24 protein-coding genes and 1 tRNA gene are annotated in these 26,100 nt (G+C 56.8%); 3 read left to right on the top strand and 22 right to left on the bottom strand.

Features of this window, described 5'->3' with window-relative positions; all coding sequences use genetic code 11:
* Positions 1-228 precede the first annotated feature (228 nt).
* From QZ869_RS07075 to iolG, 4 genes are all read right to left on the bottom strand, one after another.
* Positions 229-1,020, bottom strand: a complete 792-nt coding sequence (locus tag QZ869_RS07075; protein ID WP_296103565.1) for an ATP-binding cassette domain-containing protein — start codon at positions 1,018-1,020, stop codon at positions 229-231.
* 3 nt (positions 1,021-1,023) lie between these two features.
* Positions 1,024-2,169, bottom strand: coding sequence for an ABC transporter permease (locus tag QZ869_RS07080; RefSeq protein WP_296017014.1), 1,146 nt, complete (start codon positions 2,167-2,169; stop codon positions 1,024-1,026).
* 88 nt (positions 2,170-2,257) lie between these two features.
* Complete coding sequence (locus tag QZ869_RS07085; protein ID WP_296103568.1) at positions 2,258-3,205, bottom strand: sugar ABC transporter substrate-binding protein; 948 nt, start codon at positions 3,203-3,205, stop codon at positions 2,258-2,260.
* A 495-nt stretch (positions 3,206-3,700) separates the two neighbouring features.
* Complete coding sequence (gene iolG / locus QZ869_RS07090) at positions 3,701-4,693, bottom strand: inositol 2-dehydrogenase (protein WP_296103571.1); 993 nt, start codon at positions 4,691-4,693, stop codon at positions 3,701-3,703.
* Positions 4,694-5,460: 767 nt separating this feature from the next.
* Between iolG and QZ869_RS07095 the strand changes: the two genes are divergently transcribed.
* Positions 5,461-6,225, top strand: coding sequence for a Crp/Fnr family transcriptional regulator (locus QZ869_RS07095; protein WP_296103574.1), 765 nt, complete (start codon positions 5,461-5,463; stop codon positions 6,223-6,225).
* Between the two features lie 42 nt (positions 6,226-6,267).
* Here the strand turns inward: QZ869_RS07095 and QZ869_RS07100 are convergent, their stop codons facing one another.
* From QZ869_RS07100 to QZ869_RS07175, 16 genes are all read right to left on the bottom strand, one after another.
* Positions 6,268-6,849 carry a hypothetical protein gene (locus tag QZ869_RS07100; RefSeq protein ID WP_296103578.1) on the bottom strand — a complete coding sequence of 194 codons (582 nt, stop codon included), beginning with the start codon at positions 6,847-6,849 and terminating at the stop codon, positions 6,268-6,270.
* Between the two features lie 206 nt (positions 6,850-7,055).
* Complete coding sequence (locus QZ869_RS07105; protein WP_296017005.1) at positions 7,056-7,784, bottom strand: Crp/Fnr family transcriptional regulator; 729 nt, start codon at positions 7,782-7,784, stop codon at positions 7,056-7,058.
* A gap of 325 nt (positions 7,785-8,109) precedes the next feature.
* Positions 8,110-8,598: a sigma-70 family RNA polymerase sigma factor gene (locus QZ869_RS07110; RefSeq protein WP_296035659.1), complete on the bottom strand. Its 489-nt coding sequence runs from the start codon at positions 8,596-8,598 to the stop codon at positions 8,110-8,112.
* Positions 8,599-8,809: 211 nt separating this feature from the next.
* Positions 8,810-9,694: a DMT family transporter gene (locus tag QZ869_RS07115; protein ID WP_296081122.1), complete on the bottom strand. Its 885-nt coding sequence runs from the start codon at positions 9,692-9,694 to the stop codon at positions 8,810-8,812.
* A gap of 73 nt (positions 9,695-9,767) precedes the next feature.
* Positions 9,768-10,529, bottom strand: coding sequence for an ABC transporter ATP-binding protein (locus tag QZ869_RS07120; RefSeq protein ID WP_296103580.1), 762 nt, complete (start codon positions 10,527-10,529; stop codon positions 9,768-9,770).
* Entirely contained in the window at positions 10,526-11,545 is a 1,020-nt protein-coding gene (locus QZ869_RS07125; protein WP_296020989.1) for an iron chelate uptake ABC transporter family permease subunit, read from the bottom strand. Before QZ869_RS07125 ends, QZ869_RS07120 begins: the two co-directional genes overlap by 4 nt.
* 35 nt (positions 11,546-11,580) lie before the next feature.
* Positions 11,581-12,603 (bottom strand): ABC transporter substrate-binding protein, encoded by a 1,023-nt coding sequence (locus QZ869_RS07130; protein WP_296035656.1) that lies wholly within the window; start codon positions 12,601-12,603, stop codon positions 11,581-11,583.
* Positions 12,604-12,875: 272 nt separating this feature from the next.
* Positions 12,876-13,109, bottom strand: a complete 234-nt coding sequence (locus QZ869_RS07135) for a hypothetical protein (RefSeq protein ID WP_296103583.1) — start codon at positions 13,107-13,109, stop codon at positions 12,876-12,878.
* A gap of 1 nt (position 13,110) precedes the next feature.
* The gene (locus tag QZ869_RS07140) at positions 13,111-13,746 is read right to left on the bottom strand and encodes an OmpA family protein (RefSeq protein WP_296103586.1); all 636 of its coding nucleotides are present in this window, start codon (positions 13,744-13,746) and stop codon (positions 13,111-13,113) included.
* Positions 13,743-14,192 carry a hypothetical protein gene (locus QZ869_RS07145; RefSeq protein WP_296103588.1) on the bottom strand — a complete coding sequence of 150 codons (450 nt, stop codon included), beginning with the start codon at positions 14,190-14,192 and terminating at the stop codon, positions 13,743-13,745. Before QZ869_RS07145 ends, QZ869_RS07140 begins: the two co-directional genes overlap by 4 nt.
* 188 nt (positions 14,193-14,380) lie before the next feature.
* Complete coding sequence (locus tag QZ869_RS07150; RefSeq protein ID WP_296103590.1) at positions 14,381-15,733, bottom strand: alpha-glucosidase/alpha-galactosidase; 1,353 nt, start codon at positions 15,731-15,733, stop codon at positions 14,381-14,383.
* A 20-nt stretch (positions 15,734-15,753) separates the two neighbouring features.
* On the bottom strand, positions 15,754-17,409 hold the full coding sequence (locus tag QZ869_RS07155) for an ABC transporter ATP-binding protein (RefSeq protein ID WP_296103593.1): 1,656 nt from the start codon (positions 17,407-17,409) through the stop codon (positions 15,754-15,756).
* Between the two features lie 19 nt (positions 17,410-17,428).
* Positions 17,429-18,550 carry an ABC transporter permease gene (locus tag QZ869_RS07160; RefSeq protein WP_296103596.1) on the bottom strand — a complete coding sequence of 374 codons (1,122 nt, stop codon included), beginning with the start codon at positions 18,548-18,550 and terminating at the stop codon, positions 17,429-17,431.
* 2 nt (positions 18,551-18,552) lie between these two features.
* Entirely contained in the window at positions 18,553-19,557 is a 1,005-nt protein-coding gene (locus tag QZ869_RS07165; RefSeq protein ID WP_296021493.1) for an ABC transporter permease, read from the bottom strand.
* 114 nt (positions 19,558-19,671) lie between these two features.
* A complete protein-coding gene (locus QZ869_RS07170; protein WP_296103599.1) occupies positions 19,672-21,753 on the bottom strand; it encodes an ABC transporter substrate-binding protein in 2,082 nt (693 codons plus the stop codon).
* A 111-nt stretch (positions 21,754-21,864) separates the two neighbouring features.
* Positions 21,865-23,319 (bottom strand): alpha-glucosidase/alpha-galactosidase, encoded by a 1,455-nt coding sequence (locus QZ869_RS07175; RefSeq protein ID WP_296103602.1) that lies wholly within the window; start codon positions 23,317-23,319, stop codon positions 21,865-21,867.
* A 197-nt stretch (positions 23,320-23,516) separates the two neighbouring features.
* On the opposite strand from QZ869_RS07175, the gene QZ869_RS07180 reads away from it, so the two are divergent.
* Positions 23,517-24,401 carry an AraC family transcriptional regulator gene (locus QZ869_RS07180; protein ID WP_296103609.1) on the top strand — a complete coding sequence of 295 codons (885 nt, stop codon included), beginning with the start codon at positions 23,517-23,519 and terminating at the stop codon, positions 24,399-24,401.
* Between the two features lie 168 nt (positions 24,402-24,569).
* Positions 24,570-24,758 (top strand): EAL domain-containing protein, encoded by a 189-nt coding sequence (locus QZ869_RS21750; RefSeq protein ID WP_367115319.1) that lies wholly within the window; start codon positions 24,570-24,572, stop codon positions 24,756-24,758.
* Positions 24,759-24,789: 31 nt separating this feature from the next.
* Here the strand turns inward: QZ869_RS21750 and QZ869_RS07190 are convergent, their stop codons facing one another.
* On the bottom strand, positions 24,790-25,848 hold the full coding sequence (locus QZ869_RS07190; protein ID WP_296103614.1) for a D-alanyl-D-alanine carboxypeptidase family protein: 1,059 nt from the start codon (positions 25,846-25,848) through the stop codon (positions 24,790-24,792).
* A gap of 129 nt (positions 25,849-25,977) precedes the next feature.
* A tRNA-Gly gene (locus QZ869_RS07195) sits at positions 25,978-26,052 on the bottom strand.
* Positions 26,053-26,100: the final 48 nt, after the last annotated feature.

Genomic DNA, 26,100 nt, shown 5'->3' on the forward strand with positions numbered 1-26,100 from the left:
CGAACCTCCTCCCCAATAGCAAACGCCCGCTCCTTCTCGAAGCGGGCGTTTCTTTTAGAACTCGGGCTGGATCTGCTCTGGCATCGGCAAGCGTTAGCAGCGACAGAGACCGTGTTCGTGCGAACTCACAGATCAGCGCGTCGTATATGCGGCTGCAAGACAGATAAGGCTATCGGGCCGTCGTCTATCCCGCAGCTGAAGCCTACGCTGGATGAGTCGCCGAACGCCTCAGATCGTGCCGTTGAGATCGGCAGACAGTGTCTGCAATTCCTTCCCGCCAGCCATCAAATTTTGGACTTCCTCCATCGAAATCTCCGACTTGCCGAATGTGCCGAGCGTCTGTCCGCGGTTGAGAACGGTGAACCGGCTCCCCACCGCATAAGCATGTCTGACATTGTGCGTGATGAAGATGACGGCCAGGCCCTTTTGCTGGACCTGATTGATATATTTCAGCACCATCGAGGTCTGCGCGACACCAAGCGCCGACGTCGGCTCGTCAAGGATCAGCACCTTGGCGCCGAAATAAACCGCGCGGGCAATCGCCACGCATTGCCGCTCGCCGCCAGAAAGCGTTCCAACTGCCTGGTTTGGGTCACGAATGTCGATACCGATCTTGCGCATCTCATCGCGCGTGACCTCGTTGCAATGCTTCATATCGATGTAACGGAACGGCCAGACGCCGCGCACCGGTTCTCGCCCCATGAAGAAGTTGCGCGTGACCGACATCAGCGGGATCATGGCAAGATCCTGGAAGACGGTGGCAATGCCGGCATCCAGCGCATCGCGTGGTGCCGTGAAATCCACTGGTCGGCCTTCGACCAGGAACTCGCCGCTGGTCGGGCGAACCGCACCGGAAAGCATCTTGATCAGGGTGGATTTACCGGCACCATTGTCGCCCAGAAGACAAAGGACTTCGCCAGCCGATATGGTCATCGAGACGCCGTTGAGTGCAATGATGGAGCCGTAATGCTTGACGATGTTGCGAACGTCGATGATCGGGGTTTGTAGGGACTCTGTCATGGTTCAACGCTCCCCTGTCACACGCCGACGAATGAAATTGTTGAAGAGGACGGCCAGCAGCAGCATCGAGCCAAGGAACACCTGAAACCAATCCGAATCGAACTGGGTATAGGTGAGACCGATGGAAACCATGCCGAAGATGACCGCGCCGAAGAAGGCGCCGATGGCTGAGCCATAACCGCCGGTCAACAAACAGCCGCCAATGACCGCAGCGATGATCGCTTCGAACTCCTTCTGAAAGCCGCGTCTTGCATCCGTGGAGCCTGCATCCAGAACAGTGATAATGGCAACAAGTGCGGCTGCACAGGCCGTCAGAGCGAAGAGGCTGGTCTTGACGCGATTGACCGGAACACCCGAATTGCGGGCAGCATTCGGATCACCACCAGCGGCAAAAATCCAGTTTCCGGTTCTGGTCCGCAGCAATACCCAAGTCGCGACTATAGCAATCGCAACGAACCAAATCACCGATACGGGCACACCCGTGACCTTTGGAAGGCCGTTGTCGAATGTCTCGATGATGCCTTTCTGGCCTAGCCAGAGAAACAGTCCTTCGAAAGCCTGACCCGAAAAGATCTTGAGAAGCGGGCTCCCCTCCACCGCAGAGCTGATCCCACGCAGCTGCGTCGAACCGCCGGTTGCCCATTTGAGGCCGACGAGCGTGAGCCCGCGCAGAATGAAGAGGAAGGCGAGCGTGACGATGAAGGATGGCAACCGCGTGCGGATGACGATCTGGCCGTTTACGGCGCCAACAATGCCAGAAAAGAGGAATGTCAGCAGAATGGCGATGGAGAGCGGCTGGTCATAATTCGTCACAAGAACGCCGAAGATAAGACCGGCGAAGGCGACCATGGAGCCGATGGAGAGATCGAACTCGCCGCCAATCATCAAGAGTGCTGCGGCAATCGCGAGAATGCCAAGCTGCGACGCCGGTGCAAGGATTGTCATTGCTCCGGCAAGCGTGAACATCGACCGGTCGGCGGTCATGAAGAAGAAGACCATAACCAGAATCAGACCGGCAACGGCACCGAGCTCAGGGCGCCGCATGATTTGAGTGATGACGCCTACCTTGCGCAAACGTTCATCTGCTGACGCCGCAGCAGGGACCGGCGGCTTCGCGCCTGCCGGATTGTTGTGTTCGAGACTGGCCATTGTTCCTCCCCGTCCATCTCATAATTTGCCCGCTTTCGGCCTCCCCGATCTCTCGGGGAGGATATGAAAAGAGCTCAGAGATTTCCGCTTAGCGGATGCCCTTTGCAGACAGTTCCACGACCTGCGCTGCCTTGTCCTTGGTAATGAGGTTTGGACCGGAGGGAACGTTGCCACCGGGGATCAGGCCATATTTTGCGTAGTTGGCGAGAAAGACGACCGGCAGATAGCCCTGGAGGAATTGCTGCTGGTCGATCGCGAAATCGGCCTTGCCTTCAGAGACGGCCTTGAGGAAGTCCGCTGAAAGGTCGAAGGTCGCAACGTGGATCTTGCCGGTTTTACCGACATCATTGACGGCGGCGACCGACGGCTCACCCGCAGTGCCTGCTCCGAGTGCCATGATCGTGTCGATCGCACTGTCGGAACTCAGAGATGCCTTCACCTTGGCGCGAATTTCAGTGGGGTCGTTGCTGACGGGAACAACGGTGCTGGAGCCACCAAAGCCATCCGCAAAGCCCTTGCAACGAAGGTCGAGCGAGACGTTACCAACTTCCTGGTTGACGCAGATACCCTTTTTTCCGCCGAGTTGCTTCAGCTTCTCGCCTGCGGCCTTACCGGCCGAATACTCATCCTGACCGACATGGAGAAGCGCACCGAGCTCCTTGGACACATCCGAGCCCGAATTGATGGAAATTACCGGAATGCCAGCGGCGACGGCTTTCTTGATTGCCGGAGCGAGAGCAGAGGCGTCTGGAATGGAGACGATGAGGCCGGCAGGCTTCTGATTGACCGCCGCGTCGATCAACTGGCTCATGGCCACCATGTCGAAGGTTTCAGGCGCGCGGTAATCGACCGTGATGTTCATGTCCTTGGCTGCGGCCGTCACACCATTCTTGACGACGGACCAGAAAGGATCATTTGCCTGACCGTGTGTCACCGCAACGAGCTTCACATCCGCCGCAATAGCACCCGATGCGAATCCGGCAGCCGCACCAAGAAGCGCAGCCCCCGCCAAGAGAGCTTTGAATCCGAATTTCATGTCTTCCTCCCGATGAAAACATCTCCACGTCGTGGAGCGTTAAATGTTCAGGCGATGGCGCCCTCACAACCCAAACGTAACTCCTCTTACGCTTGGGTGAACGGGGTCGAGCCTAGCGCAGCCCCGACGAAAATCAAGCGATAATTCCATCAGAATATTTTTTAGAATAAAAATTCTGACGATGTTTTATGTAAGGCAGGAGACAACGAGCAATGACTTTCTCCCTGCTGAAGTCACGCAAGGTCCTTCAGCAAGATATGATCAAGGTGCATGACCCTTCTCAAAGTCCACGTGTCCCGTTGAGTGTATGGAGCGTAATGGAAGGTGGCCGCTGCGGCAGAAGACCGTAACGCAAGCTGGCTCCGATCTTACGGTCCGCAGCTTTTGGTGCGGTCCTGCGAGCAAGAAGAACGGCAACAAACTGAGCCTTGGCCGCTATCAAGAGGCGCGCTCACACTCCCAACGGAAGTGTGAGCTTTACGTTGAAAAAACCGATCAGCCGATCTGAACTGGTCTGCCGGTCTGCCAGCTTTCTGTGGCGGCATCGGCCAACTTCTGGGCCTGGAGACCATCGAAGCCGCTCGGGCGCGGCGCGGTGTTACCAGCATCGACGGCGTCGATGAACGTGTTGATCTCGTTGGCATAGGCTTGGGCGTATCGCTCGATGAAGAAGTTCTGCACCGGATCCCCGGCAATGCCGTTGGCGTTCCACAATTCGACGCTCGAGTTCTGGATGTTGCGCGCCGAAAGCATGCCGGTCGAGCCATGCACTTCGATGCGCTGGTCATAGCCGTATGTGGCGCGGCGGGAATTGGTGATGACCGCGATCCGCCCGGATGCCGTCTGCATCTGCACGGCTGCGGTATCAACGTCACCCTCTTTGCCAATCGCTTTGTCCACCAGAGCGGAGCCTAGCGCATTGACGACCACGAACTCTTCTCCCATCAGGTAGCGAGCCATATCGAAATCATGGATCATCATGTCGCGGAAAAGACCGCCTGACGATTTCACATAGCTTGCCGGTGGCGGATTGGGATCGCGGCTAATGATCGTCACGATCTCGATCTCGCCGACATCGCCATTGCGCAGGCGCTTTTCGACCGTCGCAAAGTTCGGGTCGAAGCGGCGGTTGAAGCCGATCATCAGTGTCGACTTGTTCTTCTCTACCACATCCAGGCACTGGTTGATGCGGTCGACCGAGAGCGACACCGGCTTTTCGCAGAGAATGTGCTTGCCGGCCTTGGCCGCAGCTTCGATGAGATCGGCATGGCTGGGAGTGGGGGTTGCGATCAACACGGCATCGACATCCGAGGCGGCGATAATATCCTCAACGGAAGCAACCCTAGCGCCCGTCTGCTGCGCCAGTTGCTCAGCCGCCGCAGGAAAGGCATCCGCAACATAGGAAAGTTTCGCCTTGAGATTGGCGGCAATCGTTGCCGCATGCACTTTACCAATACGGCCTGCGCCCAGCACACCGAACCTGATCATCTTATTTGCTCCACGCTTGATTCCTCCTCGGGCCTGCTCCGCCACAGGAGTAGGCCGCAGTCCTGTCACCGCTCGATCTCTCGCTGATGACGATGGGCAGACCCTATATCAACAGGCAATGAAATCAAAGAGAAATTCCATTATATAGAACGATGAAATATTTATTCCGTTTCAGATATAACGGGCCCTCGCGACGGCCGGGCAGACTATTTTTTTTGGAACCCGGTTGATCAAACATTGTTAGGCGGGCCGCAAGCCCCATCGAAAAACATTTACAGGCGGCGAGCGGGAGGAAAACACAATGAACAATGACACCGTATTGATGCCCCACGAACGCGGCTGGGCCGTTTTGCGCAATGGCATGCTGACAAAGGTTTACCCCAGTCGACACCTTGCATTGCAGAAGCTTCAAGACGAAATTGCACGACGCGCGCGCCACGGTCAGAAAGATCATTCCGCTCACGTCAAGCCAGGCGGAAGCAGGCAGGAGCAGCCTTCTCACAGAGGCGGACAAGCGTAACCCATACGATCATGTTCACCAACACATGCACGGCGGAGGGGTGCAAATTTCTCCGCTCCGGATTTCGTCACATGGTCAAACAGACCAACCCTTGCTGCTGACGTCAATAGACACCCGCCTGTTGGGTTCTAGGTTTGATATGTGTGGCTCATGCCGCATTTAGAACTTTTGCTCCGCTCGAACGTTCCACCGATGCTGACACATCTGCGCTGATCTCAATGAACGCGCAAAGAGAGGATGCAGAAAGATGGATGATCCGGAAAAGCTTGGACAACAGAACCAGCTGGTCGCATTTCTGCCGGACGACGTTCGGGCCGAATTGCTGAAACGCTCCACCATCGCCGATTTGATGGCCGGTGACACGTTCATAAAAGCCGGACAACGGATCGACAAAGTCTTCTTCATATGCAGCGGCATTGCGTCGGTCCTCGTCTCCTCGCGATCCGGCAAGGTGACGGAGTCCGGAATTGTGGGACGGGAGGGGTTCGTTCCCTCTGGAGCACTTGTCGATGCGGAAACCAGCTTCACCGACGTGATCATGCAGGTTTCAGGACAGGCGCTGGTCCTGGATATTGGCGCCGTCCAGGCCATGCGCAACAGGCATCGGATTCTGGAACAGCTCATGACATGCGCGTCGCATGCGTTGAAGACCCAAATCGAGTGTACGCTACTGTCCAACACAACGCAGACGGTGAGCCAGCGGCTGGCCCGCTGGGTCCTGGTTTGCCACGACCGCGTCGACGGCAATCAGCTTCACCTCACACATGAGTTTCTGTCGCTGATGCTTGCCGTGAGAAGACCGAGCGTTACGGATGCCCTGCATTTCCTCGAAGGAAGGGGCTTTATCCGTTCCGAAAGAGCAAAGATCATCATCCGTAACCGCCACGCACTCGAAGACTATGCCGGGGATATTTACGGGCTGGCGGAACAGGAGCGACACAGGATCTTTGCAAGGTTTCGCGCGTCAGCAGTTTTGCGTCCATCCGCCGACGAAACGCGTTCAACCGGATGAAGGCGGGAGCCGCTCCAATGAAGCGGCTCCGAACCCTCGCTATTAACGGGAAGCGGTGCGGATCATGCGGCAGAGTTTCACCAGATCTGCCTCATAGCCACCATTCATAATGTCGACGCAACGTTTTGCCAGCCGTAGCTGCTCGGTGCGCGACATCTCGTTATAGGCTCTTATGACGCCCTTGCTCGGAAATGAAGGGTTGGAACCAGGATTGGTGGCACTTGGTCCGGTCCCAACGCCAACGTCCACACCAACGCCTTTCGTGCCGCCGACATTGACATTGGCATTCACGTTGAGGCCACGACTGCCGCCGACCGACGCGTCGACGTCGACATTGGTCAGACTACCTCCTCCCAATGTCGCGCTGGTGTTGGCATTGATGCCTTTGCTGCCACCAACCGAGGCATTCACATCCGCGCCAAGGCCACCTCCCGATCGGCCTCCAACGCTTGCTCCAGCATTGACGCCGCCACTTCCGCCGATGGACGCGCCGGCACTCAAACCGCCGCTGCCATTACCGCCGACGCTGGCGCTTATTCCTCCCACACTGACATCCAGGGCATGCGCATTCATAGGAAGCGCCAGACAGGCGCTCACAAACAAAACATTGCTTAGTCTTGTCATGATTCTTCTCTCCTCACACACGATACTCACTCCATATCAGCATCTAAGATGCCATCTTAGAGTGTATATTAGAGAATTATAATTTGAAATATTCTTACGTGAATAATGTCTAATATATAGCGCGAGAAACGGTCACATTGGTGTGATATCGACAGACTGTATCAAATTGAAACAAGTACAGAGGGCTCTTGAAAAGAAGTGTGGTATTAAGATACTTGCTTCTCTAGTATCTCTGCCATGAGACGATGATATTCAGTCTCCGCTCGACCATATGACCCACCGGCTTCGATTTCCAAACCCTGCCGATTGATGATCGTAATCTGGCCTCTGGAAGCTCGGATCAGTCCTTTTCCTTCAAGAATGTGAAGCGCAACTGTCACGCCAGGACGCCGAACGCCAAGAACAACGGCGAGGAATTCATGTGTCATTGCGACCGTTGCTCCGTCGATCCGGTCGTGAAGCATCAGCAACCATCGCGCGAGCCTCTTATCCAGTCTGGACAAGCCGTTGGCGATGACGGTGGATGCAGTCTGAACAAGCAACGTGTGAATGTACGTCAGGAAAATGTCACGGATCGTATCGCTCGAACGCATGGCATCGACCACGGTGGCCGAAGGCAGAGCGATTCCATAGCCGCTAACTTGAACCAGGGTGCGATGCGCGGTCCGGGCGTTGCCCAGGATAACAGCTGAGCCGGTCATTCCCTCCCTGCCGGTCAACCCGACCTCGATGCTTTTACCATTGGACAGATGTCCGATAATGGAGGCTAGACCTGTCTCGAAAAAGATGACCCGTTCTATCGTGGTGTCGGGTCGCTCTATCACCTCGTGAACATCGAATTTAACCACCCGCATTGCTGGCCGCAGAATTTCAAAATCGGCCGGACTGAGCGATCTCAATAGTTTATTGCGCACGGCGTGCTGATCAGTATCCATTTGAAGTCTTCATTCCCTTCGATCGTCCAGCGGACGTTTGAGGGAAACTAAACACTTGAAAACTTTGAGCAATGCACTGTCATATATCGTACAAAGGTCAGCCCGCCGTTGGTGGCATAATACCGCATGGTTTGACGCCCCCTAAACCCCGCGCCTCATGCCTCTCCACAACGAGTCGAGAGCCATTGATGAAGCCGACGGCGAAGCGCAACGTGCGTGGGTGATCACACTCCTGTCGCGTTTCGCCACAGCAGTAGTCAGTCTTGATGCACGGGCCTGGTGGTGCGGAGTAGGACGTACGCCCTACGCGGCATCCGCGGTGGTTCTAAAACGCCAGATCGCGGCGCAATACTTCTCGGGCGCGACTGACACGGCTCTTAATCGTGCCTATGCGGCAACCGCACAGGTCAGCGGCATCCGCGTAGCTCGTACCGTCGGCAATTAGAAGCAAAGCCTTTTTCTGATCGACATCCAGATCGCCAATGGCGCGCATGACCTGTTGATGTTGTAACCGCCACTCTTGACCGGGAGGGGTCGAGATGGTGGCTTCGATGCCAGCCGGTAAGCCGATCTGCTCTCGCTGTGCGACCTTGTAGCGCGTACAGAAGGTATTTCGCAGGATGGTAAAGAGCCACGACTTCAACGCCGTTCCCGGCGTGAAGCGGTGGACGGCGCGAAGGGCTCTCAAGATCGTCTCTTGAACGAGATCGTCCACTTCTTCTTCGGCACGGACGAAGCGGCGTGCAAAGGCCGATAGCGCAGGGGTTAGATTGGCGATGCCCATCCTAAGATCCGCAAGCTGTTGTTCTCTCATGGCCACGTCGGTTGTGGCGCTGGCGTCTACCTTGTCCATATTCCCCTCCGTTGATTTAAGGGAAATGTCCTGATCCACGCTTTGTTGCCGTACGCCAGCGTACATACTCTAGTTGAATGAGTTAAATCTAATAGAACATAAGGGGAATAAAGCGGTTCGGGAAAGAACCGAAGGCATTTTCGCGACTGACCTGTAACACGGTCTCAAACAGCTAGGCCGAGCGCCGTCTTCTGCCTTCCATTGCCGCCAATGCGGCACCGATAAGGATCAGAGGAAGCGCCGTCACAAAGGTGCTGGAGAGCGGTGAGTTGAAGATCAGCAGGTCGGCAAGCACCGGCCAGAGGATTGCGAGATATTCGAAGGGCGCAAGCAACGATGCCTCAGCGTGCCGGAAAGCCAATGTCATGGCGATGTGAGCGAAGCCACCGAAGAGGCCCGAAAGGACAAGAAGCACCAATTGTGCGTGGTCGGGCATGACCCAGCCGAATGGCAAGGTGAAAAGACCGCCGATCATCGATGCAATCACGAAATAGAAGGCGATCGCGCCGGGATTTTCCGTTTTGCTGAGACTACGAACCATAATCAGGGCGAAAGACGTCAGCACGCCCATTAAAAGGCCGAGGATGTAACCCCACAAACGCGCGTCATCCATGACGCCATGACCGATCTCAGGCCATACCAATGTCACGACGCCGGCGAGCCCGAAAACCACGCCCCCGATACGCCATTTTGTCAGCCGCTCGGAGAGAAGCACGACACCGGCAATGCTGGTAAATGTCGGCGAGAGGTAGGTGAGAAGCGTCGCCTCAGCCAGGGGCAGCCGAGCAATGGAAGCGAAGGATGCAAACATCGCCGCCGCACCGAGGCTGGAGCGCAACAGATGACCTGCTGGACGTCTCGTGGCGAGACCTTGCGGAAATTCGTTGCGCCACCACAGAAAGATGACGAGCGGAATGAGCGCGAAGGCCGACCGAAAGAAAACGATCTCACCGACAGGGATGAGCCCGGATGTGGCCTTGATGCAGATCGACATGGCTGCGAAGAGGAAACCCGAGAGAACCCGAAGTCCAATGCCAAGCGTCTGATTTTCGCTCATTGTTTTCAAAAACAGTCCTCTGTGCCAAGAGCCTCAGAAATCTGCCCGCTGGCACATGTTGCAGAATGGAGTCCTAGCGGACGAAATGAATGTGAGGCCTTTCGCAGTGACGTGAGATCTCGACAAACGCCTCGACTGAAAAGACCTCTTTCAACAACTCTTGCGTCAGTACCTGTTCGGGTGCTCCGGATGCAACCACCTGACCGGATTGTAATACGAGCAACTGGTCGCAATACATGGCGGCGTGATTGAGATCATGCAGCGCAATAATGCTGGTGACCGACAGTTCTGACACAAGTCGAAGAAGACTGATCTGGTGGTGGACATCCAGATGGTTGGTCGGCTCGTCGAGAATGAGTTCTCTCGGCGCCTGCGCCAAGGCGCGGGCGAGATGGGCGCGCTGCTTCTCACCGCCGGAAAGGTTCTGCCAGGCATCGTTACGCTTGGCGGCCATTTCTGTGCGTTCGAGCGCATGATCGACCGCAGCGTCGTCCTCACGCGTCCAGCTCGAAAACATCGATCTGTGCGGAAAGCGCCCGAGCTTCACGACGTCGATGACTCTCAGATTCACATTCGTATTGGCGTGCTGTTCGATGAAGGCAATACGCTGCGCCAGACTTTTGCGCCGAAGGGTCTTGATGTCCTTGCCATCCAGCAGCACACGACCGGAGTGCGGTTGCTTCAAACCGCTGAGCAAGCGCAGGAGGGACGTCTTGCCAGAACCGTTCGGCCCGAGAAGACCGAGGACCTTGCCCGGCTCCACTGTCAGGGAAACGCCGTTGACGATCGTCTTCGTTCCAACCTTCCAGACCAGATTATCCGCAGTGATACTCATGACGCGCGTTGCAGCCTGTAGAGAATGACGGAAAAGAACGGCACACCCACAAGCGCTGTCACGACGCCGATGGGCAGAACCTGCTGTGGCACCAGCGTGCGTGAAGCAATATCGGCCAGAACCATAAAAATTGCGCCGGTAATGGCACAGGCTGGTAGCAACCGCGCATGCAGAGGACCCACAACAAAACGTGCGGCATGCGGAACGACAAGGCCGACGAAGCCGATGGTTCCTACCATGCTGACGATGGTGGCGGTGATCACAGCGGTCAGCGCGAACAGGATGAGACGCGTGCGCCCAACGCTGACACCGAGCGAAGCTGCCGCCTCATCACCGAAGGCAAAGGCATCCAGCACGCGGGCATAAAACAGACAGCAGACGAGGCCGAGACCGACAACGATGGAAACGAGGCCGACATCCGGCCACCGCACGCCGCCAAAGCTGCCGAGAAGCCAGAACATGACATCGCGCGCCTGCTGCGCGTTGCCGGATGTGGTCACCACATAGGATGTCGCGGCATTGAAGAGCTGCGCGGCAGCAACACCGGCCAGAATCGTTCTATCAGCACCGCCGCGCGCGCCATTCGACAAAAGAGCCACGAGAAAGAAAGCGGCGAACGCTCCGGCGAAAGCGCCAGCGGAAAGTGAAACCGCTCCCGCTCCGAGCCCCAGGATGACCACTGCCACCGCCCCTGTCGAGGCACCGGCGGAAATGCCAAGCACATAGGGTTCAGCCAGTGGGTTGCGCAGCATCGCTTGCATGATCGCTCCGCATATGGCGAGACCCGCGCCACAAAAGACCGCGACCAGCGCGCGGCTCAGCCTGTATTCCCAGATTACCGCCTCTTGAATGCGGCTAATTTCCACTGAGGTCCAACCGAGCTTGTTGGTGATGGCGGCATAGGTGGTTGAAAGCGGGATCGGTAGATCGCCAATCCCGACACTGATACCGACCACGAAGGCAATCGTCACGAAGCAGGCGAGATAGAGCGCTGCGGAGGCTATGAAACGCCGCATCGCTTTTCCCCGCTGATCGTGTGCCGCCAACGAACTCACTTGAGGCCGAGAGTCTTCAATTGCTGAGCGATCTGCTCGGCACCGTAGATCGTCTGGACGCTCGGGTTCATGGCCTGCGCCGGCATGATGACGAGCGCCTTGTTCTTGACGGCATTCATCTGGCTGGTAGCCGGATCGGTGTTTAGAAACTTGATCTTGGCCTCTGCCTTGTCGAGTTCCCAGCGATTGCGATCAACCTGCGTCACCACGATGACATCAGGATTGGCCGCGATGATCGTTTCCCAGCCAATAGCAGGAGATTCGGTTTCGGTCGTGATGGCGTTCGTGCCGCCGAGCAAATCGGCAATGTATCCTGAAGGGCTGTTCTTACCTCCGAGATAAGCGTCGGCCGAGGGCGACGGGCTGGAGAACCAGAAGACGTAAGACAGCTTCTTGCCGTCTTTCGGCGCATCGGCGCGCAGCGCCGCTTCGCGCTTCTTCAGATCTGCAATAACGGCCTGGCCTTTGTCTGCCACGTCGAAAATCTGCGAGAGGTCGTCGATTTCCTTGTAAAGAGTGTCCATGTTCCACAGCTTCGCGCGATTGCCGTAACCGGACTTGTCCTTGGAAACATCATCCAGTGCGCACATGCTTGGGGAGAGATAGGTCGAGATACCGAGCTTATCGAAATCCTCGCGCTTTGCCACTTTGCTGGTGGGACCGACAAGCGTCGGCAAAGCGGCGGTAACGAAGTCCGGGTTCTGCGCCAGAATGGATTCGAAAGTCGGAAATTCGACGGTCAGAACTTTTACCTTGGCATTTGCTTCGGCAACCTGCGGCAGGACCTTGTTCGGCCAGAAAGCTGTGCCGACCATCTTGTCCTGGAGACCCAGAAGCAGCATGATTTCCGCGCTGTTCTGTCCGAGCGCAACGGCGCGTTCAGGCGCCTTGTTGAAGGTGACGGTCGCGCCGCAATTTTCGATCGTCAGGGGATAGGTCGTGGGAGCAGCTATCGAGGAGGTGGCTGCAAGACTGGCCAATGCGCAAAATCCAACGGTCGCAAAAAGACGCTTCATCATCATCAAAAATCCTTTTGAGGGCGGCAAATGCCGCGAATGTATGCGCCTATAATCACCTCTGCCCGCACAAAACAAGACCTTTTACTTCATATTTTTGCGAAGCCGTACTTCCAGGCCTAAAATGCGCAAGCGCGTGCCGTCTGCACGAAGGTCGGCAGACGGGACAGTCTCAATTTCGCTCTATCTACAGCTCGCCAATCAGGGGAGATCGATAAGGCGCGTGTCATACCCTCTAAAGCCGAATGCCTGATTTGTCTGAAGATGGCGCGTCGCTAGCTGCGGAGGATCGCAGCGATCATGATGGCAGCAAAGGCGAGGAACATGACGCTGCCGACGATGATAGTGACCAACGCCTGGGCGGAGATGTACGTGCCTGCAACGCCGCCAAGTACACGCGGCCATGGGCTCGTGCCTTTCTCCTGCGCCATCGGATAGCCACAGGCAGGACAGGCAAAGGCCTTGTCGGATACTTTGCCCTCGCAATCCGGGCAGACGGTGAGTGCCATATCAATCTTCTCCGATCACGAACTCGACGCGGCGGTTCTTCTGCCGGCCTTCAGGATTATCCGCACCTTGCGCAGTCTGGTTTGGCGCGACGGGAAAGCGCTCCCCCTTCCCTTCCGTCACCATGGACGATGTGACGCCATTTTTCGACAGCCAGCTCTTGACCGAAGCAGCCCTGCGTTTTGACAGTTTGTCATTATAATCATCGCTGCCTTTGGAATCCGTATGGCCGACGATCAGGACTTTCTTCGGCTCCATCGCGACCAGCGTCTCGGACAATTGTGAGAGCACGCGTCTCGCATCTGGCCTGATATCCGACTTGTCAAAATCGAAAAGAACGTCCGCCGGCAGGTTGACGACGATATGCTTGCCTTCTTGTCGCGCGCCAAGTGCCGTAAGGCTGTTCTCGGTTTTCAGACGCGTCTCTTCATCCATCGGCTTCAAATCGAAGGACGAGGCCTCGCTGGAAAACGAACCCGAGCTCTCCTGGCTTTTCTCGATGAAATGCGAGGCCGGAAAGTCGATTTCACGAAAGCTCGACGGTTGCTCGCCAAAGGGCGCGGCATTCGTGGTCACCTGATAATCTGCGGCGTTCAAGGGTGAGGCGAGAAGAAGCCCGACCAGCGCAAGCGCTCTCATTGCTTGAGGTCCAATGGGATGGTGACACCTGGGCCGCTGCGATCATCGCCGCTATTGCCGGGATTGAAAACAAGAGACACCTTCTCGACATTGACGGGGATGGTGCCAGGGAAGATAATATCCCCCTCCATCGTCTTACCATTGGCAATCCGCATCCACCGATTGTCGGGGATTTGGCGCATGTGCAGACGTTCCTGCTCGCCCTCCCCCCAGGCGAGATAGGCGTTTTCACTATCATTCATATTAACGAAGTTAGTGCCGGGATTATCGAAGCTTGCCAGAAGGCGGATTTTGGTGGCATCGGGACCGATAGAGACGGACTTGACCTGAACCGTCAGGCCGATCGGCACACTGACCTGGCCTCCAGTGATGGTGATGTTGCGTTCCTGCGCCTGCGCGATACCCGCAATAGACAAGGCAAGCGTGAGTGACACGATCCGAAGCATATGCTCTCCTCAAAATCCCCTACAGCGCCGAGACTCCAGCTAAATGCGCACAGGAAGCAGTGGCTCGTGTGAGAACATAGGCGTCAAAATGGCAATAATGTGCCGCGCAACCTAAAGAGGTGCAGCTTCTTCATCTAAGATATTGAAGCATTGGCGGCGGCATCCTGGCGCCGCCGCGCCTTGTTTCATCAACGCGCCTGCGTCCACTCCGGCAGCCAGTCGCGGTGTGCGACGAGAAGATCGTCGACCAGCGACCATATCTGATCGAGGTCAAGTTCGGCCGCCGTGTGTGGGTCCATCATGGCGGCGTGGTAAATGTGCTCGCGGTTCTCGCTCATCATCGCCCGCACCGTCAGTTCCTGGACGTTGATGTTGGTGCGCATCAGCGCCGTCAGTTGCGGCGGCAACTCGCCAATGAAGGTTGGCTGCACGCCGTTATGATCGACTAGGCAGGGTACTTCCGCCGCGCAGTTATATGGCAGCGAGGTGATGCAGCCATTGTTGCGCTGGTTGCCGTAGATGACCGAAGGTTCACCGGTCCACACCGAGTTGATGATCGAAGAGGCATATTCCTTCGACTGCTTGACCTCGATCTTGTCCGCCGAGCGATAGGCATCCGCCTCTCCCTTCCAGCGTTCGATCTGCTCGATGCAGCGCTTCGGATATTCATCCAGCGGAATGCCGAATTTCTCGATCAGGTCTTCGCGGCCTTCCTTGATGAAGTAGGGCGTGTATTCGGCAAAGTGCTCGGAGCTTTCGGTGACGAAGTAACCGAGACGCGTCAGCATCTCGTAGCGCACTTTGTTCGGGCAGCGAGGGTTCCAGCCGGGTTTTGGCGCCCGGCCCTCGCGATAACCACGCACCAGATCCGGGTAAAGGTTCTTGTAGCTGCCATCCGGTAGGCGGTGTTCGAATTCGAGGAAGAACGCCATGTGGTTGATGCCGGCTGAGCGATAGCGGATTTCCTCGTAGGGAATATCGAGATCATGCGCCAGTTCCATCGCCGTTCCCTGAACGGAGTGGCAGAGACCGACCTGGCGGATCGTGGGGTATTTTTCCGCAATCGCCCAGGTGTTGATCGCCATCGGGTTCACATATTGCAGCATAATGGCGTTCGGGCAGACGGCCAGCATGTCCTCGCAGATCTTCCACAGATGCGGCACGGTGCGAAGACCGCGCATGATGCCGCCGACGCCGAGCGTATCGGCAATCGTCTGGCGTAGGCCGTATTTGCGCGGCACCTCGAAGTCAGTGACCGTGCAGGGCTCATAGCCGCCGATCTGGAAGGCGACGACGACGAAATCCGCATCCGTCAGCGCCTTTCTCTGATCGGTAAAGGTTTCTGCCTTGGCGCTGACGCCGAGCGTCGAGATCAGCTTGTTGACGACGATGGCGCTTTCGTCCAGCCGCTGCTGGTTGATGTCCATCAGCGCAATGCGGGCACCGGACAGGGCTGGGCGCTGCAACACGTCGCCAATTATGTTCTTCATGAACACCGTGGACCCTGCCCCGATAAAAGCGATCTTGGGATTTCTTGCCATTTCTCTCTCCAGTCTGGAAATTATGCGATTTCAAACGCGGCCCGGACCAGCCGCTGCGTGTATTCGGTCTTGGGATTGGACAGCACCTCTTCGACGGAGCCCTGCTCCACGATCTGCCCGCGCTGCATGACGATGACGCGGTGGCAAAGAGCGCGCACGACCTTCAGGTCATGCGAGATAAAGAGATAGCTCAATCCCTTTTCGTCCTGCAGCTTGCGCAACAGGTCAATGATCTGTGCCTGCACCGACAGATCGAGTGCCGAAGTCGGCTCGTCCAGCAGCAGAAACTCGGGCTCAAGCGCGATCGCGCGGGCAATGGCGATGCGCTGCCGCTGACCACCGGAAAACTCATGCGGGAAGCGGTTGGTAACATTGTCGGGCAGACCTGCGTCTCTCAGAGCCGTGCGCACCCGATCCAGCCGCTCGGCGCTGGTCGTGCCGATGTTGTTGACGACCAGCCCCTCCCCTATGATCTGGCCCACCGTCATGCGCGGATTGAGCGAGGAGAACGGGTCCTGAAACACCACCTGCATGCGTGAACGCAGCGGGCGCATCCCGTCTCGGTCCTTGTCATGGATCGGCTGCTTGTCGAAGAAGATTTCCCCACCCTCATTGCTGATCAGCCGTACCAGCGCCTGGCCGAATGTGGTCTTACCGGAGCCGGACTCGCCAACGAGCCCAAGCGTTTCATGTCGCCTCAGATCGAGCGACAAGCCGTCGACCGCAACGAGATCGTGAAACACCGGACGGAAAAGACCGCCACTGCGCAGCCCGAAGGACACACGGACATTCTTGCCTTCCAGCAGGATGGGTTGGCTATCCGACAGCGGCTTCGCACGGCCGCGAGGCTCAGAGCCCAAGAGATGTCGCGTGTAGGGATGCTGCGGCGCCTCGAAGAGTGCGGCCGTTGTGTTGTGTTCCTGCAGCAGGCCCTTCTGCATGACATAGACATAATCCGAGAAGCGGCGCACCACGGTCAGGTCATGGGTAATCAGGATCACGGCCATACCGTGCTTGCGCTGCAAGTCGCGCAGAAGATTGAGAATCTGCGCCTGAACCGTGACATCGAGCGCAGTTGTTGGCTCATCGGCAATCAAGAGGTCCGGATTGTTGGCAAGCGCCATGGCAATCATCACACGCTGACGCTGGCCGCCGGACAGTTGGTGCGGATATTGGTCGATCTTCAATTCGGGGTCGGGAATACGCACTTCGGCGAGAAGCGCGATAGCCTGTTTACGTGCTTCAGATTTGCCGACCCTGCGATGTGCGCGGATCGCTTCGGCAATCTGCGTGCCGATCGAATAGAGCGGGTTGAGCGAACTCATCGGCTCTTGGAAGATCATCGATATCCGGCTACCACGCAGTAAGCGGCGTTTCTCACGCGAATATTTTAAAATCTCTTCGCCGCGAAACTTCACCCGCGTATTGGGATTGACCGTGGCACGCTTGGACAACAGCCCCATGACCAGACGTGCAGTGACCGATTTTCCCGACCCGGATTCGCCAACGATGGCAATCGTTTCGCCGCGGTATAGCTGGAAGGAAATATCCTGGACGGCCGAGACTTCGCCATGCTCCGTCTTGAAGTTCACGCCGGCATGACGAACATCGAGAAGCGGTTCGTCCGTGTGAAGCGTTGCGTCGAGACGAGTTTCAGGGATGAGGTTTTGTGTCATCGTGATCTCTTTCTCGGGCTCAATAGGGATCGATCGCATCGCGCAGACCATCGCCCAGCGCGTTGAAGGCGAAGACCGTGACCAGCACGAAGCCGACGGGCGCGAGGATCCAGGGATAGGAGCCGATGACCGAATAATTGGCCGTATCCTGCAGCATCAGGCCCCAGGAGATCAGCGGCGGCTTCACCGCAAATCCGAGGAAGCCGAGGAAGGATTCAAGAAGAACGATGGTCGGGATGTTCAGCGTCACGGCTACGATCACATGGCTCATCACATTCGGGAAAATGTGCTGGAAGATGATGCGCCGGTCCGTCGCCCCAATGGCGATTGCCGCCTTCACATATTCGATACGGGCTAGCGCCAGCGTCTTGCCCCGCACTTCGCGCGACATCTGCGCCCAACCAAGCGCCGACATGACGATGATTACAAAGCCCAGGAAGACGTTTGTCGGCGCAGTAACCGGAATCAGTGATGTCAGCGCCAGATAAAGCGGCAACTGTGGAAAGGCGAGCACGAGTTCGACGAAGCGCTGTGTCCACGTGTCGAATGCACCGCCAAGATAGCCGGAGACCATGCCGACAGTCGTTCCGATCGCGGTAACGATTGTGACCACGGTCAACGCAATCATCAGCGAAATGCGCGAGCCGTAGATTGCGCGGGAGAGAATGTCGCGGCCCAGCTTGTCCGTGCCAAGAAAATGGACCGGCTTGCCATCGGTCGATCCGAAGAAATGGATCGTGGAAGGAATGAAGCCAAAGAGCTTGTATTCGAAACCGGTGACGAAGAAGCCGAGCATGCGAGGATTGTCGAAATCCGGGCCGCTGATGGGCTGGAACGTAATGGGATCGAGCTTTTCCGAATCGACCATCGGATAGACGCGGGGCATCGCCAGGTTGCCGTCCTTGTCGTGAATGGAGATCGATTCCGGCGGCATGAAGGAATCTTCCGATGCCATCGGATCGACGGGGGCGAAGAAGCCTGCGAAGACCGCCATGATCAGAAGAGTGCAAACCAGCACCAGGCCGAGCATGCCGGTGAAGGAGCGACGGAAGCGACGCCATACCAGGGCCTGGTAGCTTTCGTTACCGGAAGATATGCTCTTTAAGGTCGGCTCGATTGTGGTTTCGGCTGGAACCAACATGGTCACGCTCCTCCCAGTCTGACACGTGGATCAAGGGCTGCCAGCAGCATGTCGGCGATGATGTTACCGATGATCAGCGTCGCGGCCAGCACCAGCATGAAGGTTGCTGTCACATAGACGTCGCCCACATGCATGGAGCCAACGATGGCCGGTCCAACGGTTGGCAGCGCGAAGATGATTGCGACCTCGATTTCGCCGGTCAGCATGTAGGGCAGAACCACACCTTGATACATGATGAGCGGATGCAAGGCGTTTGGCACCGCATGGCGCATGACGACCGCGCTCTCGCGCAAGCCTTTGGCGCGGGCCGTTTCGATGTATTGGGCGTTCAACGTATCGAGCAGATTGCCGCGCATCACGCGCATATTGTAGGCGAGCCCGCCGAACGTCGCGATGGCGACCACCGGCCAGACATGTTTTACCAGGTCGACGAACTTGTCCCAAGACCAGGGCGCCCCGCCGTATCGCGGCGAGAAGAAGTTACCGATTTCGCTGATATTGAAATGGAAGACCAGGAGATAGACCATGATCAGGGCCATCAGGAAGCGCGGAATGGTCATGCCGAGAAAGGCGATGCCGGAAAGGATCGTATCGACCCAACTGTATTGCCTAGTGGCGGCTAGGATGCCGAAGGTGATGCCGAGTATGGACGCGAAGATGTGGCAGACGAGCGCCAGAATCAGCGTTCGTGGCAGGCGCTCGGCGACGATTTCGCCGACGGGCCGATTATAATACATGCTGTAACCGAAATCGCCCTTGGCCACCATGTTCCAGATCCAGTTGAAATACTGGATGACAAGCGGCTTATCGAGACCATGCGCAACGGCGTAGGCCTTCGCCTGAGCATCCGCCTGCTCGAAGGACGCGCCTCCGAGATTCATGAGTTGCAAACGGATATAATCTGCATAGTTGCCGGGCGGCGCCTGGATGATCGCAAATGTCACGATGCTCAGGATCAGAAGCAACGGAATTGCCGACAGGAGGCGGGTAACCAGAAACCTCAACATTCGAACTTCTCCTCGAGGGGACGGTGGCGGTCCAGGGCTATAAGCCGCTAAACCGCCACCATTTGGGTTCCACGCCCCGCCTGATGCTGCGGGACGCGGATCCGGGAGGATCGCTTACTTCTGCGGACCATCGCCGCCAGGCTTGCCAGGCAGCATGTCTTTGAAGAGCTGGTAGTCACCCTGATCGGCCGCAGGCACATAGAGGCGTTCGCGGATGATCGAGTCTTCGGCCCAGTTGAACATGTAGATCGGCGTACCGTTCGGCACGTTCTTGAAACGCTTGTTGATGATCAAAGCACCGGGATACTGCACAAGGCCGACGGTGTTGACATTGGTCGTGGCGATCTTCTGATATTGCTTGATCAGCTCGGCCTGTTCCTTCGGGTCGCTTGAGAGCGTGAACTTGTTGATGGTATCGACAAGCTCCTTTTCAAACGGCATCAGGTCGATCTCATTCTTGTTATTGGCGCGGTGAAAAAAGCTGGTCCGCGGACCGGTGGGAGCCAACTGTGGCGTATTCTGCACCACGGACGCCACTTCGGCTTGAGTGCGGTGAAGCGACCAGTCGAACCTGCCCGAGAAGTTTGCCGCATCGCGATCCTTGGCGGCCTGAGCGTTCAGAACCACCCGAATTCCGAGCTTCTGCATCTGGGCAATAACGCCTTCGGCGAGGCTCTTGTCGGTCGTGTAGTCATTGCTGACCAGCATCGAGATCTCGACATCCTTGCCGCCAGCGGTGCCTGCGGGAAAGTTGACGATGCCATTGCCGTCGGTGTCTTTCAGGCCAGCTGCAGCAAGCTCGTTCTTTGCGCCTTCGAGATCGAAAGGATAGAAGAAGGTCGACTGACGATCGTAGAAGTTCGAGCCGGACAGAATACCGCCTGGATAGGTTGCGACGAAGGGGCCTTTCACGAGCGAATCCCCAAGCTCCTTGCGGTTGGTCGCCATGGTGATGGCTCGACGGAAGTGCTCGTTTCGGTTCAGCTCGCGAATGGCCTGCTGGCGGGCATCCGGATCACCCCAGCCATTGGCGGAGAAGTTCATCTCGATATTGTAACCAATCAGACGCGGTCCGAAGGCAAGTCGTGCTGGCGCATCCTTCTGCGCAGACCGCTTCAGAGATTCGACGAAATTTTCCGGCTGTTCCAAGTTTGATATGTCGCCGGAGCCCGCAACGGCCTGGACGTCGCGGTCAGCCCAGGTCGAGAGCTTGTAGTGCGTTTCATCCAGGTAGGGGAGCTGATTGCCCTTCTCGTCCACCTTCCAGTAGTAGGGGTTGCGACGCATGACGATGATGTCGTCAGGGCGATATTCGACCGGTACCCACGCGCCCATAACCGGGAAGTTCATGTAGCTCGGCGGGAACGCGTTCTTGTACTGATCGTAGGTGTTCTTGGAATATTTCGGATGCTGCGGCTTCAGCATATGGGCGGGACCCGGGCAGAAGGTGCCATAAGCCATGTTGTAGATGAACTGCTTCGGGAACGCGTCCTTGAATGTCCATTCGATCGTGTATTTGTCGATGGCTTTCAGCGTCGTTCCAGCGCCGAAGGTTTCTTGCGTCGCGCCGTTCAGCGGCGACACGTTTGGATCAAGAACGTTGTCGTCCCAGTAGAACATCACGTCGTCGGAGGTGAAGTCCTGACCATCGGACCACTTGGCACCCTCGATGAGCTTCATCGTCAGTTTGTGACCGTCCTTGGACCATTCCCAGCTCTTGGCTAGATTTGGAAGCGGCTGAAGGTCGTCGGCCTTGACCTGGAAGAGCGGTCCGGTGCGCGTCAGGCACTCGAAGAGACCGATATCGATACCGCCCCATCCCTGGTTCTGACCGGCCCAGTAGTTCCAGCCTTCCGGACGACCGCCGATGACGTGACGCAGTGTGTCGCCGTAGACGCCAACGCCATCGGGCATGTTTCCAGTCTTGTAGACCATCGGCTCTTTCGGAAGACGATCCTTGACCGGCGGCAGCTTCTTCTGGTCGACGAACTGCTTCGTCACCCAGTCAGGCTCATGATATTCCGGCAGTGCCTTATATTCGAGAATGGCCGAGCCATCCACATATTGCACCTTGGTCTGCGCCGGGAAATCCGGCGGCTGCGGTACGACCGTCAGTTCCGAGGCCATCGCGCCATATGCCAGGGCGGATACGCCAACGAGAAGGGCAGCCGTCTTTGCAAGATATCGGTTAGTCATCCTCACTCCCCATTTTTAACAGCGGCGCGCCGCCATATTTAATCGAAACCGGACCTCCCGCCCGGCTTCACAGACGGCCCCGTTCAGGGCCGCCGAGCCTTTTCCTCGCGATCAGCTCGCCTGCTTGATGGCACGTAATTCTTCGATTGAGCGCACGGCGCGACGCGCAGACCCTTCCCATTCGCGGGTCTTCACGGTTGCATTTTTCAACCGCTCGCGCGCCGCTGGAACAGCATCGGCATATTGCGGCAGCCACTGCGCCTGCGCCACCACCATCTCGTCGACCATCTGCCATACCTCTTCCGGCGTGGAGACAGCTCCGACCAGCGGATCATGCAGGACGGCAAGCTTCAACAGGTCTATATCGCCCGTTACTGCGGCATGGACCGACATGCGTTGGACGTTGATGGACGCCATACAGGTTGCCGCACAGGCTTCCGGCAGGGTGATGCCGGAAACCATGTTGATGCCAAAGCGATCGACGAAGCCTGGCGATTCAATGATCGCATCGGACGGTAGATTGCTGATGACACCATTGTTCTTGACGTTAAAGTGACCGCGATAAACGCGTCCGGTTTCCAGCGCCTCCAGAATATGGCTGGCATGTTCGTTGGAGCGCTTGGCCGGATCGATTGGCTTGTCGGCGGCGGCGAGAAACTGCGGGAACTCGGTTTCGAACCAGTTGCGCGTTTCGGTCGAGTAGCGGAGGTAGCCGCCGGTTTCGCCGTGAATCCAGTCCGACATATCGATCCAGCGGGAAATTTCTTCCGGCCGCTTGCGATACCAAGGCAGGTATTCCGACAGGTGGCCATTGCTTTCGGTGGAATAGACACCGAAACGCTTCAGCACATCGATGCGGAGCTTTTCCTGCTGCGAGAAGACCGGATGGGCTTCGAAGGCGGCAATCAGTTCTTCCTTGCCAATCTTGCGTCCGTTGAGCCGCAGATCGACGAACCAAGTCTGGTGGTTGATGCCGGAGCAGATGTAATCCAGTTCGGAAGGTGACTTCGCACCCAGAACTTCGGCAATCTGTTCGGCGCCATGCTGAACGCCGTGGCAGAGGCCGACGGTATCGACCTTCCCGTATTCGATGGCAGCCCAAGTGTTCATGGCCATTGGATTGGCATAGTTGAGGAACTTCGCACCCGGCGCGGCGACCTCGCGAATATCGCGGCAGAAATCCAGGATGACTGGAATGTTGCGCTGACCATACAGAATGCCGCCTGCGCAGATCGTATCGCCAACGCACTGGTCAATGCCGTATTTCAGCGGAATGCGGATGTCGTCGGCATAGGCTTCAAGACCGCCGACGCGAACGCAGCTGATGATGTATTTCGCGCCTTCCAGTGCGCGTTTGCGATCCGTATGCGCAGTCACCTTGACGTTCAAGCGATTGGCTTCGACAATCTTGTCCAGAATTGCCTTGATCATATCCAGATTGTGTTGACTGACATCGGTAAGTGCTACCTCGATGTCGTGGAATTCCGGCACGCACAGCACATCGGTAAATAGTTTTTTTGTGAAGCCGACGCTTCCAGCACCGATTATAGCAATTTTGAAACTCATAACGCCACCTCTCCCCTAAATTTGAATGGCATAACTGGCCAAAGAACAGCTGGATTACAAAAACTCCCCATATCTTCCATCACGCTGGAAAATCGAGATTCTTGACCGAACTATCCCGAAAAAATCCTGCTGGCCGTCTCCTCTGCGGGCGATTATGCGTATAAAGATTGGCTAGACCAGAGAAGGATTATGCTTTCATGGGTAATTTTGTGCTGCGAGATTTGATCGATCAAGGCCCGTGTATGCGCACTGTTTCCTTGCCGCGCGGTCGTCAGACGCTGCACACGATGCCGACGAGCAGTGGTTATGAGGTTCGTCGAAATGGCAATTATGACTGGGATGGAAGAAAGCGCGGACAGACGCCGTTTACGGTCCTGCAACACTGTATCAGCGGCGCTGGAAATCTGCGGTATGAAAACCGCCATTACGTCGTCAAGCCAGGCGAAACCCTGCTTGTCCTCGTTCCTCACAATCATCGTTACTGGCTCGATCAGGATAAGAAGTGGGAGTTTTTCTGGATTTCCATGAACGGGGAAGAGGCTCTGCGCATTCATCGCAATATCCTCGCAGTCACTGGGCCGATCCTCAAACTTCAGCCGCAGACGATCAATCACTTGTCAGAATGCTGCTCCCGTTTAGTCAATGGCGCCGAAACACCTGGGGCTGCCTCCGCGGTCGCCTATGAGGCCGCGATGACACTCTATGATGATGTCTTCGGCTCGCATGCCTCGTTTGGCGGCGAGTACCGCACCATGCAGCAGGTGCTGAGCTATATCGACGGACACCTTAACGAGCGCTTGTCCGTCAACGATCTGGCTGCCGTGGCAGGGCTCAGCCGCGCGCATTTCTCACGGATCTTCACTGCCAATGAGGGCGTTCCGCCAGCAGAATTCGTGCTGCAGCGGCGCTTGAGGCGGGCTGCGAAGTTGCTGACCACGGCGGCGAACATTCCGATCAAGGAAGTCTCGGTTCTCTGCGGCTTTGATGACCCGAACTATTTTTCGAAGGTTTTCCGCAGGCTTTATGGCACCAACCCTAGCGAATTTCGCACCAGCGGAATGTATCCAAGGGCCGCAAAATGAAAGCGCTCATCGACCGGCGGGCGCATGCCCCATGACCGTTCGGAACAGGTCACTCCAACCTAAAAGCCAGATCCAGCGGTTGCCACTGGACAAGATTAAAGTCGATGCCAGCTTCATCCGCAACCTGACCGACAGGGAAGCCAGTCAGAAGATCGTGCGATCTGTCAGTTGCTTTCGCGTGATCTCTCTCTCGATTGCGTCGCTGAGTGCGTGGAAACCGCCCATCAGTTCCAGATGCTTACCGATATGGGATGCAACCTCATTCAGGGCTACATCTATTCCTGTCCTCTGGAAGACATCGACGTTGAGCCAATCATAGACCGGCAGACAGGGCATACGAGGACAGCGCCCGGGTAAAAAAGCTTAGCTGCCGTTTAACGCTCACGCCTCAGTTGCGCGGTACCGGGTTTTCGATCGGTCGCGGTGACGGTACAGGCATATCTGCGGCGGCAGCCTCATTTTGCCATGTCGTTACACGGTGAACGATGCCGGGTATTTCATCATTGAGATAACTTGGCTGGCCCGGTAGCCCCATCGGGTACATTGCCTCGCGCGTCGCCTCATACTGCTCGCTCTGCTTGGTACAAAGGCGCAGTCGCATATCTTCTGGCTTGACGTCAGGACGGTTGGCAATGGCTTCGACGCGACCCAAGCTCGGCGACAGGCGCCCTTCAAATCCTTCAGTCAGATACTTTGCCGAACGCTCGTTGCGTTCACGTTCCGTCGTAGCCCCCAGCACCACGACCATCAGGCGGCGGTTGTCGCGCTGGGCCACGCCGACGAAGTTGCGCCCAGAGGCACACAAGAACCCGGTCTTCAAACCGGTCGTGCCGCGATAACGGGTGAGAAGAAGATTGTTGGAAGGAATTTCCTTACCGTTGATCGATACGGCCGAAACCTGAAAGAAGTTCTGAAACTGCGGAAACTGCTGCTCGATCGCCAGACCCAGGATCGCGAGATCACGCGCTGTCGTGTAATTGTTTTTGTCGAACAACCCGTTGGGGTTGGAAAAATGTGTTCCCGTCATGCCCAGACGCTTGGCCGCTTCATTCATCTTTTCCACAAAGGGCGCCTCGCCGTGACCGACTGTCTCCGCGACGGCCATGGCAACATCATTGGCGGAGGCGACGATCATGGCATAAAGCGCGTCTTCGAGCGTCATGGCTTGGCCTTGGGACAGGCCAGACTCCAAAAATGCCTCGCTGACCGATTTCTTCGTCATAGTGACGGGCGTCGACAGCGTGATGCGCCCCTCACGCAACGCCTCAAAGGTCAAAAAGGCAGTCATCAATTTCGTGGTGGATGCCGGGTACCAGGGAACGCCTGCGTCTTCCTGAGCCAGGACCTCATGGCTATCGGCATCAAGCACAAGCACTGGTGTGGCGCTTGCAGCAAATGGTGCGGCGAGCAACGATACCAATAAGGCGGAGCCAATCAGTCTTTTCATCTTCATGCTTTCCAGTGGTCATCCAAAGACGGCTCCCTTATCAGCTAAACGGCCGGGATGCCACATAAGCAGGGGTAACGAGAGCGTAACCTGCTATGCAAGAAAGCGATAACTGATTTCTGGAGAATTTGGAGCGGGCGAAGGGATTTGAACCCTCGACCCCAACCTTGGCAAGGTTGTGCTCTACCCCTGAGCTACACCCGCTCAAATATCCGACGGTTCGGGGTAGATCGCTGAACCGCGGGCGCCGTC

Source organism: uncultured Agrobacterium sp. (assembly GCF_913777885.1).
Classification (GTDB): domain Bacteria; phylum Pseudomonadota; class Alphaproteobacteria; order Rhizobiales; family Rhizobiaceae; genus Agrobacterium.

Excerpts from the sequence above, each read along its gene's own strand:
- QZ869_RS07075 (WP_296103565.1), bottom strand. The coding sequence starts at position 1,020 with ATGACAGAGTCCCTACAAACCCCGATCATCGACGTTCGCAACATCGTC.
- QZ869_RS07080 (WP_296017014.1), bottom strand. The coding sequence starts at position 2,169 with ATGGCCAGTCTCGAACACAACAATCCGGCAGGCGCGAAGCCGCCGGTC.
- QZ869_RS07085 (WP_296103568.1), bottom strand. The coding sequence starts at position 3,205 with ATGAAATTCGGATTCAAAGCTCTCTTGGCGGGGGCTGCGCTTCTTGGT.
- iolG (WP_296103571.1), bottom strand. The coding sequence starts at position 4,693 with ATGATCAGGTTCGGTGTGCTGGGCGCAGGCCGTATTGGTAAAGTGCAT.
- QZ869_RS07095 (WP_296103574.1), top strand. The coding sequence starts at position 5,461 with ATGGATGATCCGGAAAAGCTTGGACAACAGAACCAGCTGGTCGCATTT.
- QZ869_RS07100 (WP_296103578.1), bottom strand. The coding sequence starts at position 6,849 with ATGACAAGACTAAGCAATGTTTTGTTTGTGAGCGCCTGTCTGGCGCTT.
- QZ869_RS07105 (WP_296017005.1), bottom strand. The coding sequence starts at position 7,784 with ATGGATACTGATCAGCACGCCGTGCGCAATAAACTATTGAGATCGCTC.
- QZ869_RS07110 (WP_296035659.1), bottom strand. The coding sequence starts at position 8,598 with ATGAGAGAACAACAGCTTGCGGATCTTAGGATGGGCATCGCCAATCTA.
- QZ869_RS07115 (WP_296081122.1), bottom strand. The coding sequence starts at position 9,694 with ATGAGCGAAAATCAGACGCTTGGCATTGGACTTCGGGTTCTCTCGGGT.
- QZ869_RS07120 (WP_296103580.1), bottom strand. The coding sequence starts at position 10,529 with ATGAGTATCACTGCGGATAATCTGGTCTGGAAGGTTGGAACGAAGACG.
- QZ869_RS07125 (WP_296020989.1), bottom strand. The coding sequence starts at position 11,545 with ATGCGGCGTTTCATAGCCTCCGCAGCGCTCTATCTCGCCTGCTTCGTG.
- QZ869_RS07130 (WP_296035656.1), bottom strand. The coding sequence starts at position 12,603 with ATGATGAAGCGTCTTTTTGCGACCGTTGGATTTTGCGCATTGGCCAGT.
- QZ869_RS07135 (WP_296103583.1), bottom strand. The coding sequence starts at position 13,109 with ATGGCACTCACCGTCTGCCCGGATTGCGAGGGCAAAGTATCCGACAAG.
- QZ869_RS07140 (WP_296103586.1), bottom strand. The coding sequence starts at position 13,746 with ATGAGAGCGCTTGCGCTGGTCGGGCTTCTTCTCGCCTCACCCTTGAAC.
- QZ869_RS07145 (WP_296103588.1), bottom strand. The coding sequence starts at position 14,192 with ATGCTTCGGATCGTGTCACTCACGCTTGCCTTGTCTATTGCGGGTATC.
- QZ869_RS07150 (WP_296103590.1), bottom strand. The coding sequence starts at position 15,733 with ATGGCAAGAAATCCCAAGATCGCTTTTATCGGGGCAGGGTCCACGGTG.
- QZ869_RS07155 (WP_296103593.1), bottom strand. The coding sequence starts at position 17,409 with ATGACACAAAACCTCATCCCTGAAACTCGTCTCGACGCAACGCTTCAC.
- QZ869_RS07160 (WP_296103596.1), bottom strand. The coding sequence starts at position 18,550 with ATGTTGGTTCCAGCCGAAACCACAATCGAGCCGACCTTAAAGAGCATA.
- QZ869_RS07165 (WP_296021493.1), bottom strand. The coding sequence starts at position 19,557 with ATGTTGAGGTTTCTGGTTACCCGCCTCCTGTCGGCAATTCCGTTGCTT.
- QZ869_RS07170 (WP_296103599.1), bottom strand. The coding sequence starts at position 21,753 with ATGACTAACCGATATCTTGCAAAGACGGCTGCCCTTCTCGTTGGCGTA.
- QZ869_RS07175 (WP_296103602.1), bottom strand. The coding sequence starts at position 23,319 with ATGAGTTTCAAAATTGCTATAATCGGTGCTGGAAGCGTCGGCTTCACA.
- QZ869_RS07180 (WP_296103609.1), top strand. The coding sequence starts at position 23,517 with ATGGGTAATTTTGTGCTGCGAGATTTGATCGATCAAGGCCCGTGTATG.
- QZ869_RS07190 (WP_296103614.1), bottom strand. The coding sequence starts at position 25,848 with ATGAAAAGACTGATTGGCTCCGCCTTATTGGTATCGTTGCTCGCCGCA.